The organism is Alkalibacter saccharofermentans DSM 14828 (assembly GCF_900128885.1).
Classification (GTDB): domain Bacteria; phylum Bacillota; class Clostridia; order Eubacteriales; family Alkalibacteraceae; genus Alkalibacter; species Alkalibacter saccharofermentans.
This window is the reverse complement of record NZ_FQTU01000001.1, coordinates 330,628-345,587: the sequence shown is the minus strand read 5'-3', so window position 1 is coordinate 345,587 and position 14,960 is coordinate 330,628. Positions and strand designations below refer to the sequence as shown.

The following is a 14,960-nucleotide window of genomic DNA, read 5'->3' as shown; positions in this document are numbered from 1 at the left end:
AAAAAGTCTATAAAAGCTGAATTCACTTATTTTTTTCAATCAATGGACTTCTCGGCTTATAATGGAGTAAGCTAGACGCTTATCAGCTGCTTATTTTGGGGTTATACACTCTAAGTATTTACACCTCATGCTTATTTAAATATTTAAATATTTAAATATTTAAATTTATTATATTCTATATATCGAATAATGTTAATTAAAATATTCATTGTTGTCGAAGCGAAGAGATTAACCTATGTTGTAACCACAAAAGAACTATATTCTAGGCACTCATATTGTCGTGACTGGGGTACTCTACACTTTGAAAGATACATTTACAGCGAGTTTACGAAGGTTGTTTTATCATTGGCAAATGTTATTCGATTACGGCCTTGTTTTTTAGAGCTATACAGAGCTTCATCTGCCATTGCGACTACTTGTTTTGGTGAAAATAAGCTAATCGTGTTAACGCTTACAACTCCAAGGCTAACCGTAACATATTCAGCAGTATCGGATGCAGAGTGAGGAATCGAGAGATCCTCAACGCCTTTTCGAATTCTTTCCGCCAAAGTTTCCGCGCCAAGGCGTTCTGTTACCGGCAGGATAACAGCAAACTCTTCTCCACCAAATCGTGCAACAATGTCAGTTGCTCTTCCGACAATCGTCTTAAGCGTAGTTCCAATCCTTATCAAACAATCATCCCCGGCTAAGTGGCCATAGCTGTCATTGAATTTTTTGAAATGGTCGACATCGAGCATGATTAGAGACAAAGTTGCCCCAAAGCGCTTCAACCTGTAAAACTCCGTATTGAGAGCCATATCGAAAAATCTACGATTCACCAATCCGGTCAGACTATCTGTTATTGAATTGAGTTGAGCTGTATTTTTCTCGATTTCAAGCTGTTGAACGAGCTCTTGTATATGCTGCTCAGCCAGCTTGCGCTCTGTTATATCACGGATAATAAATACCATTTTAATCGGTTGTCCGTTGGCGTTTCGAACAAACCCGCTATTTACCTCAATATTAAAGATGCTTTTATCTTTACGCACTCCCCGGTATTCATTCGGCCTCCTGGGATCTCCTTGGTACATTAGTAGGAGGTTGGATTGTGCCCTTTCAATATCCTCGGGCACGATGAAGTCAAGGAGTCGCATGCCAATAAACTTATCAAAATTCGGTTCGTAACCGAACATTTTTTTTGCCGCTGGTGAAATCATGAGGATGCGTCCATCTAGGTCCGTGATGGTTATGTTATCAGGGGAAGCGTTGAGGATAGATCGATATTGTTCCTCGCTTTCCATAAGCGCCTCTTCAGCCTGTTTGCGTTCGGTTATATCGCGAACAACGCTGACAATATGTGGTATCGACTGAATTAAAATAATTCTGGCGGAGATCATTCCGAAAAATTGATTGCCGTCTTTGCGATGAAAAATAAATTCCTTGTTTTCACAAATCCCTTGATCATTCAATTCAGCGAGAAATAGTTTTCGATCCTCAGTATTATGCCAGACATTAATATTTATTGTGGAGGATCCAAGTACTTCATCACGAGTATAACCGGAAAGAACTGTAAATCCAACATTAACGTCTACAAATAAACCATCACTCAATCGAGTTATCAATGCAGCATCAGGACTTGTGTTGAAAACCAATTGCATTTTTTCTTTTTCTAAGCGGTTTTCTATATTCAGACGCTGGTTATTCATGAGGATAAACCCAAAAGTCCATAGAGTACTGGCTACAGTTGAAACAATAAATCCTGCGTTAAGAATAGAAGCGTGCTCAAGATACGTTTGTGCAGGGGGTATACTGATTGTCCAAAAAAAACGCGTAGTTAAAAAAACTCCATAGATGAGAAAAACAGTAGCGATAAAGTTGGCTGAGGTAGCGATAAGGCTGTCTTTTTCGGAGAATAGCTTGCGTGCGCTCAGAAATGAAATCGCAGCTAACGCAACATTTATTACAATTGAACGACTAGAAATACTATTACTAAAATACATATAGTAATAATAAAAAAGGCTAAATATAATATAAATTGAGCTGAGCATCCATAGATTCTCTTTCTTATCAAAAAATCGTATAATGCCAATATAGAGGAAAATTTGACCTAAGACCATCAGTGGGTTAGCAATCCTAGCAAGTATTTCTAGTGATTTTACGTTAATCATAGGCATAAAGATTACCCCAAGTGCCATTAGGCTAGAACCCAGTAGCCACCATCCAATGCCATTATAAGTTCTATTTCCAATTTTATATTGAACAAAAAGAGCTATAAACTGGATAAAAAAGGCTAGGCTCAACATAAAAGCAAGGGTTTGAGTATCAAGTTTCATAAATACCGCTCCTTATTTCTTAATATATTTTGATTTTTTAGAACCCAACGTATGGGAGAAGATATCAAATATATACACATTATAAGAATACTATCAATATTTTAAATAGTCTATAAATTTCTTTACCGCCAAAGATGCGGTCTTTTTATCTCTCATAATAAGGCCGATATTCTTGTATGGCGGCACATCCTGCTCTTTTTCTGCTATATGTTATGGCAGACGCTTCAGAATCAGTTGTGGAAGGATACTTATACCAAGGCCGATTTCTGATTGCGTAATCGTCTCATGTGGCAAAAGCTCATTTGGTATCAGGCCATGTCGCTCGAGAATTTCCGATACCTAAGCTTTTGCTCTTTTTTCAAGAAGCAGAAAAGGGTCAAGGGAACACTTCAGCCGATTCAGATTATCTGTGGTGGCGTATTTGCGGCTTTATCGATTTTTAACTTGATACTAATTATATTTCTAGGCATAAGAAAAACTCCTCTCAAAGTAGATTCGAAATTTTTGTTATTTCAAGTGTTTACTTTGAAAGGAGCATATCAACATTTGGGGTGCATCTTAATTTCGGTAGCTTAGTTTATTATCAGGAAACTTTGCCGCTTCTCTTTCTGTCCAGTTCTTTAAGGAATTTCTTTCTGATTCTTATTTGCTCTGGAGTGATTTCAACCAGTTCATCGTCGTTGATGAATTCAAGGGCATCCTCCAAGGTCAGCCTCAAAGCAGGTGGAAGCTTTATCGCATCGTCAGAGCCGGAGGCACGAACATTTGTCATTTTCTTGTTCTTGCAAGGATTAACGGTCATGTCATCGCTTCTCGAATTAAGTCCCACGATCATTCCTTCATAAACTTTTGTCCCTGGTTCGATAAAGAATTGGGCTCTTTCACTTAAGTTCATCAGGGAATATCCCATGGCCTCACCGTCAGTTTGAGATACCAAAACGCCGTTTGTTCTTTGAGGAATTTCGCCCTTGTATGGCTCGAAACGCTCAAAACGTCTGACCATTGTGCCTTCTCCTCTGGTGTCGTTTATAAAATCTGTAGAATATCCAAGCAGTCCCCTTGTAGGCACTAAATATTCTAGATTTGTAAACTCACCTTCTCCATTCATCGCCTCCATAACGCCTTTTCTAACATTCAGCTTGGAAATGACTGCGCCTGAGAATTCCTGGGGTACCGATATAAGGACCTTTTCTACAGGTTCCATGAGCTTGCCGTTTTCCCTGTGCATTATTACTTCTGGTTTAGATACGCCCAGCTCGTAGCCTTCTCTTCTCATGTTCTCAATTAGTATGGACAAGTGAAGCTCGCCTCTTCCGGATACTTTAAAGCCGTCAGTTTGGTCAAGAGTTTCCACTTTAAGGCCTACATTTACTTCAAGCTCTCTTTCGAGTCTTGCTTTCAGGTGTCTTGATGTAACGTATTTGCCTTCTTTGCCGGCAAAGGGAGAGCTGTTTACCAAAAAGTTCATGGATAGAGTGGGCTCTTCGATATGCAGCAGTTCCAAAGGATCTACTTTGTCGATTTCACCTATGGTTTCGCCTATTGAAATATGTGGGATGCCGCTAATTACCACTATGTCTCCGCTTTGAGCTTCTTTTACAGCTATTCGCTTTAGGCCTGCATATGTAAATACAGATGCGATTTTACCTTTTACCAGGGTTTCATCTTCCTTGAAGATTTCCACAGCCTGGCCCTCTGAAAGAGTGCCTTTGTAGATTCTTCCAATACCCAATCTGCCCAGGTAATCGTCGTAGGCCAAAGAAGAAATTTGAAGCTGTAAAGGCTCGTCGTTTAAGTTGGGGTATGTAGAAGAGTGCTCTAAAATAGTTTCAAACAACGGAACGATTCCGTTTTCTTCGTCTTCCATGTTCTTTTTGACGATTCCGTCCCTTGCGATTCCGTATAGTATAGGAAAATCAAGCTGCTCGTCATTGGCTCCAAGCTCTAAAAACAGATCGAATACCATGTCGACGACTTCTTCAGCTCGTTGGTCTTTTTTATCGATCTTGTTGATTAACAGTATAGGATTAAGTCCTATTTCCAGAGCTTTGTTGAGCACGAACCTTGTCTGGGGCATAGGTCCTTCAGATGAATCTACAAGAAGTATGACCGTGTCTACGGTCTTGATGATTCTTTCAACCTCGGATGAAAAATCCGCATGGCCAGGGGTGTCCACGATATTTATCTTTATGTCTTCGTACATGACAGAGCAGTTTTTTGAGTAAATAGTAATTCCTCTTTCACGCTCCAGGTCGTTTGAATCCATAACGCATTCTACAACCTCTTCATTTTCTCTAAAAACGCCGCTCTGTGATAAAAACGCGTCTACAAGTGTGGACTTGCCCGCGTCTACGTGGGCGATAACAGCAATATTGATAATTTTGTTGGTAGTGATGGTAATCAATTCCTCTCTATTAATATAACTTAATTATTTTATACTTTTTTTGAGAAAAATACAAGAAAAAGATTGTTAAATCTAGATTGAAGAGAATTAAATGCTCTAAAATCAGCTTTTCAGGAAGAAATGATATAACCATTCAGCTAAGGGTATAAATACAATGAGATTTAAGTTAAGTAGAGAAGGTGAGAAATATGAAAAAAGCATCAAGCGCATTATTTGCGATTTTTTTGATTTTGATATTGACAGCGGGATGCTCCATCAACGGAGGAGAAAATGGCAACGACAACGGAAGTGGTGAGGCGGATTTAATTACAACAGAAGGTTATTACATTGGATTGGCAGACACCAACAGCATGGAAGTTCTCGTGGATGGCGAGCCCGTTATCTTTAGAAAAGCAGGTTTAGTTGATATCGTGGAGGATATGAAGCTGACTGAAGATGAAAAGATTAGGATCGATTACATCCAGACTGAAGACGAAAAGACCGTGCAGGAGATAGAGATATTAGAAGTTGAAGCTTCAACAGGGATTTTTGTAGGATTTGAAGACAATAATTCATTTGAGATGATCGATGAAGAACAAGGATTCAAAATGATGTACGCTGAAGGCGTTTACGATGAACTTTCTGATAAGGAGATAAACACCGGTGATTTGATAAAGGTTTTTTATCAGATTATTGATGATCAAAATCGGATGGACAGGTTTGTTCTAGTTGAAAATACAAGCCAGGATGTGCAGTTAGAAACAGCAACTCTGACTCTTAACGGGATAATCGACAACAATAGCTTCGAGGCGACGGCGGCAAGCGAGACATTAGTTCTGAGATACTACAATACACCGGAAAAATTTGATGAGCTGGGAATTGAAGACAAAGATGAAATTAATGCCACTTGGTACGAAAACAATGCAGGGCAGCTTATTGCAGTTTGGCTTGAAAAATAAAAAGCATTAAGATTATGCGATTCGTAAAGGACACAGGTACAATCCTTGCCACATTATGCGGTAAGGATTGTGCACTTTAGGTCCTTTTTTTTTATTGTTCCAAAGAGTATGATTGACTTGTAAATAAAAGTGAAAAGGAGATTGCTGATGAAAAAGATATTTGTAACAGGGGGAAATGGTTTTTTTGGAAAGAGGTTTACAAATGCATACAGCTCGATGTATGAAATATTGTCTACAGATGTGGATACCCTGGATATTACTGATGAAAGACAGGTGATTAAGACAATAGTAGATTTCAAACCGGATTATATCGTTCATGGAGCAGCGGTTGCTGATACCGGATTTTGCGATAACAACAAGGAACTTGCAAGAAAAATAAACGTAGATGGAGCTAAATACGTTGCCAAGGCTGCTAAAGAAGTGGATGCAAAATTGGTATTTTTCAGTACAGAACAGGTTTTTAACGGAAATACGAAAGGCGCGCCCTTCAAAGAGATCGATGAGCCGGTTCCAAATACTCAGTATGGAATAACTAAGCTTGAGGCAGAGGGGGAGTTAAGAAAGATTCATAACAAGTTATGGATTTTGAGATTTACCTGGCTTTTCGGGCTTCCTGAGAGAAACCTGGCGATAAATCCAAATATATTGTGGGATACGATTAATATTGCACTTAAGGGAGAAGTGCAAAAGGTTGCCTGTAATGAATATAGAGGACTGACATATGTATATGATATTATCGATCAATTCGAAAAGGTGTTCGATCTGGATTACGGGACTTATCATACAGGCAGCAATAATGATTTAAGCAGGTATGATGTTAGCAGATTCATACTGGAGAAGCTCGGGATGGATGAGGGCAAGATAAGGGAGCTATTGGTAAAGGATGAAAAGAAGTATAGTGAATGTGCAAGAAACGTGCGCCTGGACACAGGGAAAATCAAAAGGTGTGGATTTGTATTTGACGATACCGTTCAATCGATTGAAAAATGCTTGAAAGAGTTTAGATATCTATAATAGGCGATGGCCATAAGCTTGATATTTCCACATTAATAAGGTAAGCATATTGAATAATGCCGTATATCAAAACAGGATGCAAAGTGATAATATTATATTTAGAAGAATGATGGCATGATGCACTATGTGAGTGAGGTAATATAAATGGCAAGAAAAAAGGATTTGAATAGTGAGATATTAAGCGTATTGATTGAAGAAAAAGCGCCTGTGACAGTGGAGGAGATTGGCAAAATCGTTGGGAGGTCCGGAAAGACTGTCAGAAACCATTTGAACTCGCTGGCTGAATTCCTGAAAGAAGAAGGAATGAGCCTGGTAAAGAAGCCCAATGTAGGTGTTTATCTAGATGTAAACGAAGAGCAAAGGGTGAAGCTGAAAAGTAATTATGGAAATCTCAAAAGAGAAGAGACATATGACTTTCGGTACAGAAAAGAGTACATCCTTGAGATTCTTTTGATAAATAAGTTCAACTACACGATGCAAATGTTTGCCGATGAGCTATACTGCAGCAAAAGCACCATTGTAAACGATTTGGAAGCGGTGGAAGAATGGTTGGAAAACTACAGCTTAAAGTTAAAAAGGAAGCAAAACCAGGGGCTGTGGATTGAAGGTGAAGAGATTGATTTTAGAAAAGCGATAGTCGAATTTTTTCATGATATGGACAAAAGCAAAAATGACGAAATCGCTATAGACTTCGAAGAACTTGACTACAGGTTGAGTATCAGAAACTTCAATAAGCTGAAAGAGTTTTTTTCAGATATCGATTTGATAAAGGTGCAAAAATCCATACAAAATTCTGAAAAGAGACTGGGTTATTCCTTTACAGATCAGGCATTTCTAAACCTTTTAGCCCACATAGCCATCACGATTAAAAGAGTAAAGGGAAACCAGGAAATCATAATGCCTGATGGTTACACTAAAAATATCCAAGGAAATAAGGCTTATGATATAGCCAAGGAGCTATTGGAAGAACTAGAAGAAGCCTTCAGCCTTAAATTTCCTGAAGACGAAACGGGTTATATCTGCCTTCACATGCTAGGGGCGAAGATACAGGAAGATATAACTGATGATAACTGCAAAGAGATCCTTGCTGTGCAAAATGAGCTGTATGTAAAGCTTGCAAAAGAGATAATCCGGGTTACCAGCGATATCTTAGGGGTTGATATGACGAAGGACGATGTACTGTTAACATCACTGGTTCTGCATATAAGACCGATCATCGTACGGCTTGAAAACGGACTTAAGCTCAGAAACCCCATGCTCGAGACCATAAAAAACGAATATACAGGAATATTTGGTGCTACGTGGGTATCCGGCTCGATTTTTGAAAAAGAATGCGGGATTATGATCAATGAAGACGAGGTTGCCTATATCGCGATGCATATCGCAGCAGCGGTTGAAAGAAGCATGAAAACTTATAAAACGGTGATAGTGTGTTCCAGTGGGATAGGTACGGCGCAATTAATTAAAACAAAACTTGCAAAGAGATTTCATAACTTGGAGATAATAGCTGTTATTTCGGCCGAAAAGCTAAGTCAAAGCCTTATTGAACAATCAGACATAATAATATCCACAATTCCATACAACATAAGCTCAAAAAAAGTGGTTTATGTCAGCGCTTTGCTGAATAATGAAGACATATTTAAGATAAACAGACTTTTAGGAAGCTTCAATCAAAGACAAGAATCTGTTTTACAACCCTCCGACGACGATAAAGGCTACGCGGCGGAAGGCTTTATAGAAAGCATACTAATAAGGGAGAAAAAATCATCTACATACATAGGCAAAGGTTTGGCAATACCTCACAGCAAAACGGAATTTGTTAAAAAATCTAAAATAGCGGTGATAAGGCTTAAAAGACTGATGGTTTACAAGCATGAAATGATAGACACCATATTTATCCTGTGCATAAAAATGGAAGGTTATGACATGGCTGCTAATGTATTTGGACAATTTTACGAGATGCTTGACGATGACAGCCAGATAGCAGAGCTGAAAAAAGCTTACACACCACAAAAAATTAACGAGGTACTAAGGAGATTTAATTATGGAAAAATTGATAAATGAAAAACTGATTTTTTTAAAAGAAGAGCTGGATTCTAAAGATGAAATAATTACATTTATGGCTTCAAAAATCAATGATGAGGATAGGCTGCACGATATGGACAAGTACATTGAATGCGTCTATGAGAGAGAAAATAGCTTTCCCACATGTGTAGGATTTCATGTAGCGATTCCCCATGGGAAATCCGGTAGCGTTAAAACACCTACTTTGGCATTCGTGAGTTTGAAAAACGACGTAGTATGGCATTGTGATGACAGCGTGAAACTGGTATTTATGATTGCTGTCCCTTCTGAGTATGAAGGCAATTTTCATCTAAAGGTACTGGCTGAGCTGTCAAAAAATTTGATGCATGACGAGTTCAGAGAAAAGCTTTTATGTTCAGAAGACAAAGGAGAAATAGAATCCATGCTTTCGTTTTCCATTGTTTAAAATATATGCAGGCCTTAAAAAGCATGCTGTATATAATATTTAAAGGGAGGAACATTAATGAATGATTTAAGACTTATTTTCAAGGACACAAGAAAGCATCTGATGACGGGGGTATCCTACATGATACCATTTGTAGTAGCGGGCGGTATTTTGCTGGCGCTGTCAGTTGTAATCTACGGTGAAGGAGCGGTTCCCTTAGAGGGAACATGGCTAAACGATCTGTTTTTTATCGGAGTAGCCGGATTCGAACTGATGATTCCGATATTGGCGGGTTACATTGCATTTTCCATATCTGATAGGGCAGGAATCGCACCTGCTGCGATAGCGGCTCACGTTGGCAATAAAATGGGAGCAGGGTTTTTTGGAGCGATACTGGCGGGTATAATAGGTGGCGTCGTGGTTTATTATCTAAAAAAGATAAAAGTTCCGGAAACGTTGAGATCTATAATGCCAATATTTGTTATACCTATAATTGGTACATTCATTACAGCAGGATTTATGCAGTGGGGATTGGCCACTCCTATAGCGGCATTGACAAATGCTCTTACAGGCTGGCTTCAAGGTATGTCTACAACGAATTTCGTTTTATTGGCAATAATAATTGGTCTTATGGAAGCATTCGACATGGGTGGTCCTGTAAATAAGGTAGCATATGCTTTCGTTATACTTTCAGTAGGAGAAGGAATATACACGATTCCCGGAGTATCAGCTGTCGGAGTCGCGGTGCCATCTATTGGAATGGGACTAGCTACTTTCCTGGCACCTAAAAAGTATACTCCTGAAGAAAAAGAAGCAGGTAGAGCTGCCTTGTTGATGGGTACCGTCGGTATTACAGAGGGCGCTATACCTTTTGCAGCAGCAGACCCGATTAAAGTCATTCCATCTATCATGGTTGGTGGAGCTACAGGTACGGCAGTTGCTGCGATATTTAATGTTCAGTGCATGGTCGCGTGGGGCGGACTTATAGTATTGCCTGCAATTATAGGCAAGGTTGGATTCCTGATAGCATTAGCTGCTGGTTCTGTAGTTACAGCTTTGATGGTGAATGCATTAAAAAAACCTGTATCTGAAAGAGTGATGAAGGATATTAAGACCTGTTCAGACGAATTTGAAGTAAGCATTGATTGATAGCAATAGGAGATGAGAAAATGAAAATTATTGGTGTTACAGCGTGTCCTTCGGGAGTTGCACACACGTATATGGCAGCAGAAGCCATCAGAAAAGCATGCAAGGAAAGAAACATAGAGGTAAAAGTCGAAACTCAGGGTTCAATAGGATGCGACAATTATCTTACTGAAGATGATGTAAAATCAGCAGACGGAATAATTCTCACCAAGGATATAGACATTCAGGAAGCTGAAAGATTCAAAGGAAAGCCCGTGATAAAGGCTTTTGCCGGTGACGTAATAAAAAAAGCTCCTCAAATTGTTGAGAAGCTCGTCCAGTATTTAGAGCAAAACAAGTAACACTGAGTTGCCCATGGGAAGGAGCCGGCCTAAGGGCTCCTTCCCCTCCATTTAGTAAAAATATACCCAAAAAAAAGGGATAAGTCAATGTGTTTGTGTTGAATTTCGTAAATGTTGATTATTTAAATTATAAAAGAGGGTCGTATGAGTTATGGATGATATAAAAAATTTGATATACATATTAATCGTTACTCTTATTACTATTCAAAGCCTTGTAAAAATTGGGGTTACGGAATATAAGAGAAAGAACGCAGGCAAGTGCTTGGAACAAATGGATAAAAGATTTGATGTGAAAGGGATATTCCAACTGGGGATTTATTATTTGTTTTCACAGGGGCTTATAAATGTCATTGCTCAAGGAGAAACGTCATATAAAATTGAGGTTACAACTCTGTATATAAATGTTATAATGACAATAATCGCAATCACTACTGTATATTTCAGCATGATGGATAAAGGGGTTTATGAAAACGGCGTGGCAGGTGATTATGGCATAATATTTTGGGATGAAATCAAGGAATGGGAGATCACGAATCCAAATAAGGGCAACAGCCGGACCATAAAAATTCATTCGAAGAAAAATCGCGTCATAAAAAGGATTAAAATCAAAGCAAGTAAAACAATCATTGCCAAAATGGAGAAAATTTTAAAAAAGCAGGTTGTTTGAGAGTGTCGGAGGGATAGTCGTGGGAAAACTTGATGTTAAGATGAAAGAGATTTTAGAAACTGAAAAAAAACTTGTATTTGATTCATTTACCAGTCAGGACGCACTGAATCTGGGTATGATGTTGATTGAAAAGGGGAAAAAGGCGTATAAGCCGATTGCTATCAATATAAGCGTGAATAGAAGATGCTTATTTCACTTTTCTTTTGACGGAGCTTTACCGGATAATGACAATTGGATTCAAAGAAAAGAAAATATAGTTTATCGTTTTTTTAAGAGCTCTTATTTTATGGAACTCAAACTGGAAAACGAAGGTAAAACAGTAGAAGAGAAGTACGGAATCAGCTTGTCGGAACTAGCGCCTTTTGGAGGATCGATTCCGATAACCATCGATAAAACCGGTGTAGTAGGTGCAATTACGGTTTCAGGCTTAAACCCTGAAGACGATCATGCCTTGGTTGTAGAGTGCGTTGAAGCCTTATTGTCGAAGTAAAGCTGATATTGACCGATGGCTTTAATAAGGATATACTTTACCACAAACGAATTGTGGAAGGGTGTGTCTTTTTTTTATGAAAAAACTTCTTATAACCGGAGGCAATGGCTTTTTGGGATCTAGAATCATCAAGGTGTTACATGACAAATATGAAATATTTTCAGCTACATCTGACAAACTGGATATAACTGACGAAAAACGGGTACTGAACCTTGTAAAAGAGCTGAAGCCAAATTTTATAATACACGGCGCTGCTGTCGCAGAGACAAAATTCTGTGATGAAAATCCTGAATTTGCCTATAATTTAAATGTAAATGGAGCTGTAAATATGGCTAAGGCTGCTGACGCGGTAAAAAGTAAAATGATATTTTTTAGCACGGAACAGATATTTAACGGAAACTCTGGAGAGGGACCTTTCAAGGAAGAAGATTTAGCTATGGCAAATACCCAGTATGGCAAGACAAAGCTTGAAGCTGAAAAAAAAATACTGGATATAGTAGAGGGGCTTTGGATATTAAGGTTGACCTGGATGTTTGGAATGCCTGAAAGGGGACTTAAGATCAACCCGAACATCCTATGGGATACTGTAAAATCTGCATACAGGCAACAGGAAATAGTAGCCTCGGTAAATGAATATAGAGGAATGACTTATGTTTATGATCTGGTAGATCAAATCGAAAAGGTGTTCGATATGGATAGGGGAATTTACCATACAGGAAGCGAAAATAACATAAGCAGATATCATACCGTTAAATTTATTCTTAAGGAGCTGGGTTTGACAGAAGATAGAGTCGATAAGATGCTTATTCCCGACAAGGAAAAATACGCGGACAAGAATAGGGACGTAAGGCTTGGTACCCTAAAGATCAAAAGCTCAGGATTAGCCTTTGATAATACACAAGAGGCCTTGGCAAAAGCGATAAGAGAATATTCTATGTGTTAACAGCTGGCAAAAGTTAATATAATAACAATAGTAAAAGACTGAGATTCCAAGTGGAAAACTCAGTCTTTTTAAATGTGATTATAAAGTATTGCCACATTAATGTGTACGCAATTGATACATTTGAACCTATTGAAAACATTGTTAAACAGTGATATTATAAAATCAAAGCAAAGAGAAATTAGTTAAGGGTATTCCACATTGAGGGAGGACGCCAGGTTTGAAAAACGCAACTGATGATAGATGCGCAAAGATTATCCAGATTCTCATACAGGAACAGCAACCGATTACATCCGAGGTGATTGCCAATAAATTAACGGTGTCCAATCGTACGGTCAGGAACGATCTTGAAAAAGTCGAGAGCTATCTATCAGATATTGAGGGCGTGAGGTTGTTTCGCAAGCCAAGAGTTGGCATATGGTTGGAAGGAACTCCTGAATCGAAGCAGAAGATATTGTCAAACCTCAGAAAAGGAAATATTTATGTCGAACCCTTTTCGGTGCTTGAGAGGCAGAGGTTCATCATAAAGAAGCTGATGCAGTCAGAAGAGCTTCTAACCATGCAGGCGCTGGCAGATGAATTGTTTGTAAGCAGGGTCACCGTGCATAAGGATCTGGACGGTGTCGAGGAGTGGCTTAAAAAATACGACTTAAAGCTGCTTAGAAAACAAAATTACGGCATAGAGATAGTGGGCAAGGAAAAAGATTGGAGAAAAGCAGCGACTGCTCTGCTTATCGAGATAAGAAAGACGAATTCCAAACCTGGGGACGAGATGGAAAAAACTTACCATAGGCTCAACCCGGATGATCTTTCCCACATAAAAGATCTTATTCCCGATATGGATTTCATGAAAATTGAAGACATCCTCATCGAGGCGGAAAAGAAAATGACATACCCTATATCTGATGAGGCGTTTGTTGCGTTACTGATACATATAGCAATCAGCCTTGAGAGGATTAAAAGCGGAAAAGACATTAAGATGCCTGTAAAACAGCTTTTGGGCTTAAAAAAATACAGCGAATTTGATATCGCAACATGGGTTGCGGGGGAGCTCGAGAAAGTCCTTGGAATAAAGATGCCGGTTTCAGAGATAGGTTATATAACGCTGCATCTGTTAGGAGCTAAGATACTTGGACCAAGTGAGAAGGTTTCAGATTCTAAAGAAATAATAAGCACCATAGAACCTGAAGTTGTTGAATTGACTAAAGATATCATACTGCTGGTTCAAAATATTTTAGATGTGGATTTTTCCAACGACCATACCCTGTTTACTGGGCTAGCCCTTCACTTGAGGACTACCGTAAGAAGATTGGAGCACGGTTTGAGCTTGAGAAATCCGCTTCTTAATGAAATCAAGGAGAAATTTCCCAGCATATTCGGAGCTTCTTGGGCTACGAGCATATTGTTTGAGAAGAACTTCGGCATAAGGATTACAGAGGAAGAGATAGGATATCTGACCATACACATAGGTGCTGCTTTGGAAAGGATGAAGTCATCAGCTAGGGCGATAGTCGTTTGCAGCAGCGGGATAGGAACATCTCAGCTGGTAGTGAGCAGGTTGGAAAAAAGAATCAAAAATTTGGAAATCGTAGCGGTGTCATCGGTCCACGACGTAGAGAAATATCAAAAAGAGGAGTATGACTTTATTATATCCACCATACCCTTTAAATACCCAGGCAAGCCTGTGATATATGCTGATGTATTCATTACAGATGACAATATAAAAACCATAAACCAGTATATCGCAAACTTCAAGGGCAAAGCAAAAAGCTTCCAAGAGGAAGGAGACAGTCCGGAAAAGAATTTATTTGATAAAGATTTTTTATTCAGTAAATTAAATTTAGAAAATAAAGATGAAATCATCAAATATATGGGTATCAAACTAATAGAAGCCGGTTTTGTAGATAAAAAATTTGTAGAATCGGCACTTATGAGAGAAAAAATTACTTCGACAGCAGTGGGTATAGGAGTAGCTATACCACATGGGGAAACTAAATACGTCAAAAAGTCGGTGATAGCATGCGCAGTCTTGGAAAAGCCTGTAGATTGGTCCGGATGCAATGTGGATATAGTATTTCTTCTTGCACTGGATTTTGAGACTGGATCCCAAACTAGAAAGTTTTTTAAAAAGTTTTATTCACTGCTTGACGATGAAAAAGTGCTTAGGCATCTTAAAAATGCAAAAGATACCGATGAAATGTTAAATTATTTGAATTTGGAAGAATTTGATTAAAGGAA

The 14,960-nt window shown here is 38.7% G+C and carries 12 protein-coding genes; 10 read left to right on the top strand and 2 right to left on the bottom strand.

From position 1 onward, the window contains the following. Nucleotides 1-314: 314 nt before the first annotated feature. Nucleotides 315-2,312, bottom strand: a complete 1,998-nt coding sequence (locus BUB93_RS11220; RefSeq protein ID WP_084116808.1) for a sensor domain-containing diguanylate cyclase — start codon at nucleotides 2,310-2,312, stop codon at nucleotides 315-317. Nucleotides 2,313-2,895: 583 nt separating this feature from the next. After that, nucleotides 2,896-4,716, bottom strand: a complete 1,821-nt coding sequence (gene typA / locus BUB93_RS01675; protein WP_341465267.1) for a translational GTPase TypA — start codon at nucleotides 4,714-4,716, stop codon at nucleotides 2,896-2,898. A 188-nt stretch (nucleotides 4,717-4,904) separates the two neighbouring features. Between typA and BUB93_RS01670 the strand changes: the two genes are divergently transcribed. From BUB93_RS01670 to BUB93_RS01625, 10 genes are all read left to right on the top strand, one after another. Further along, a complete protein-coding gene (locus BUB93_RS01670) occupies nucleotides 4,905-5,654 on the top strand; it encodes a hypothetical protein (RefSeq protein WP_073269319.1) in 750 nt (249 codons plus the stop codon). Nucleotides 5,655-5,801: 147 nt separating this feature from the next. Continuing rightward, complete coding sequence (locus BUB93_RS01665; protein ID WP_073269318.1) at nucleotides 5,802-6,668, top strand: SDR family oxidoreductase; 867 nt, start codon at nucleotides 5,802-5,804, stop codon at nucleotides 6,666-6,668. Nucleotides 6,669-6,812: 144 nt separating this feature from the next. Continuing rightward, nucleotides 6,813-8,732 carry a BglG family transcription antiterminator gene (locus BUB93_RS01660; protein WP_073269317.1) on the top strand — a complete coding sequence of 640 codons (1,920 nt, stop codon included), beginning with the start codon at nucleotides 6,813-6,815 and terminating at the stop codon, nucleotides 8,730-8,732. After that, a complete protein-coding gene (locus tag BUB93_RS01655; RefSeq protein ID WP_073269316.1) occupies nucleotides 8,713-9,159 on the top strand; it encodes a fructose PTS transporter subunit IIA in 447 nt (148 codons plus the stop codon). Before BUB93_RS01660 ends, BUB93_RS01655 begins: the two co-directional genes overlap by 20 nt. A 57-nt stretch (nucleotides 9,160-9,216) precedes the next feature. Next, nucleotides 9,217-10,287, top strand: a complete 1,071-nt coding sequence (locus tag BUB93_RS01650; protein WP_073269315.1) for a PTS fructose transporter subunit EIIC — start codon at nucleotides 9,217-9,219, stop codon at nucleotides 10,285-10,287. 20 nt (nucleotides 10,288-10,307) lie between these two features. Then, nucleotides 10,308-10,625 carry a PTS fructose-like transporter subunit IIB gene (locus BUB93_RS01645; protein ID WP_073269314.1) on the top strand — a complete coding sequence of 106 codons (318 nt, stop codon included), beginning with the start codon at nucleotides 10,308-10,310 and terminating at the stop codon, nucleotides 10,623-10,625. Nucleotides 10,626-10,776: 151 nt separating this feature from the next. After that, complete coding sequence (locus tag BUB93_RS01640) at nucleotides 10,777-11,292, top strand: hypothetical protein (protein ID WP_073269313.1); 516 nt, start codon at nucleotides 10,777-10,779, stop codon at nucleotides 11,290-11,292. Between the two features lie 19 nt (nucleotides 11,293-11,311). Beyond that, the gene (locus BUB93_RS01635; RefSeq protein ID WP_084116806.1) at nucleotides 11,312-11,782 is read left to right on the top strand and encodes a heme-degrading domain-containing protein; all 471 of its coding nucleotides are present in this window, start codon (nucleotides 11,312-11,314) and stop codon (nucleotides 11,780-11,782) included. A 76-nt stretch (nucleotides 11,783-11,858) separates the two neighbouring features. Further along, the gene (locus BUB93_RS01630) at nucleotides 11,859-12,725 is read left to right on the top strand and encodes an SDR family oxidoreductase (protein ID WP_073269312.1); all 867 of its coding nucleotides are present in this window, start codon (nucleotides 11,859-11,861) and stop codon (nucleotides 12,723-12,725) included. Between the two features lie 217 nt (nucleotides 12,726-12,942). Continuing rightward, nucleotides 12,943-14,955, top strand: coding sequence for a BglG family transcription antiterminator (locus BUB93_RS01625; protein WP_073269311.1), 2,013 nt, complete (start codon nucleotides 12,943-12,945; stop codon nucleotides 14,953-14,955). The last annotated feature ends 5 nt before the right edge of the window (nucleotides 14,956-14,960 follow it).

Bases quoted from the DNA above. Each gene is read 5' to 3' on its own strand.
- BUB93_RS11220 (WP_084116808.1), bottom strand. From the start codon at position 2,312: ATGAAACTTGATACTCAAACCCTTGCTTTTATGTTGAGCCTAGCCTTT.
- BUB93_RS01640 (WP_073269313.1), top strand. From the start codon at position 10,777: ATGGATGATATAAAAAATTTGATATACATATTAATCGTTACTCTTATT.
- BUB93_RS01670 (WP_073269319.1), top strand. From the start codon at position 4,905: ATGAAAAAAGCATCAAGCGCATTATTTGCGATTTTTTTGATTTTGATA.
- BUB93_RS01645 (WP_073269314.1), top strand. From the start codon at position 10,308: ATGAAAATTATTGGTGTTACAGCGTGTCCTTCGGGAGTTGCACACACG.
- BUB93_RS01660 (WP_073269317.1), top strand. From the start codon at position 6,813: ATGGCAAGAAAAAAGGATTTGAATAGTGAGATATTAAGCGTATTGATT.
- BUB93_RS01630 (WP_073269312.1), top strand. From the start codon at position 11,859: ATGAAAAAACTTCTTATAACCGGAGGCAATGGCTTTTTGGGATCTAGA.
- BUB93_RS01650 (WP_073269315.1), top strand. From the start codon at position 9,217: ATGAATGATTTAAGACTTATTTTCAAGGACACAAGAAAGCATCTGATG.
- BUB93_RS01655 (WP_073269316.1), top strand. From the start codon at position 8,713: ATGGAAAAATTGATAAATGAAAAACTGATTTTTTTAAAAGAAGAGCTG.
- BUB93_RS01665 (WP_073269318.1), top strand. From the start codon at position 5,802: ATGAAAAAGATATTTGTAACAGGGGGAAATGGTTTTTTTGGAAAGAGG.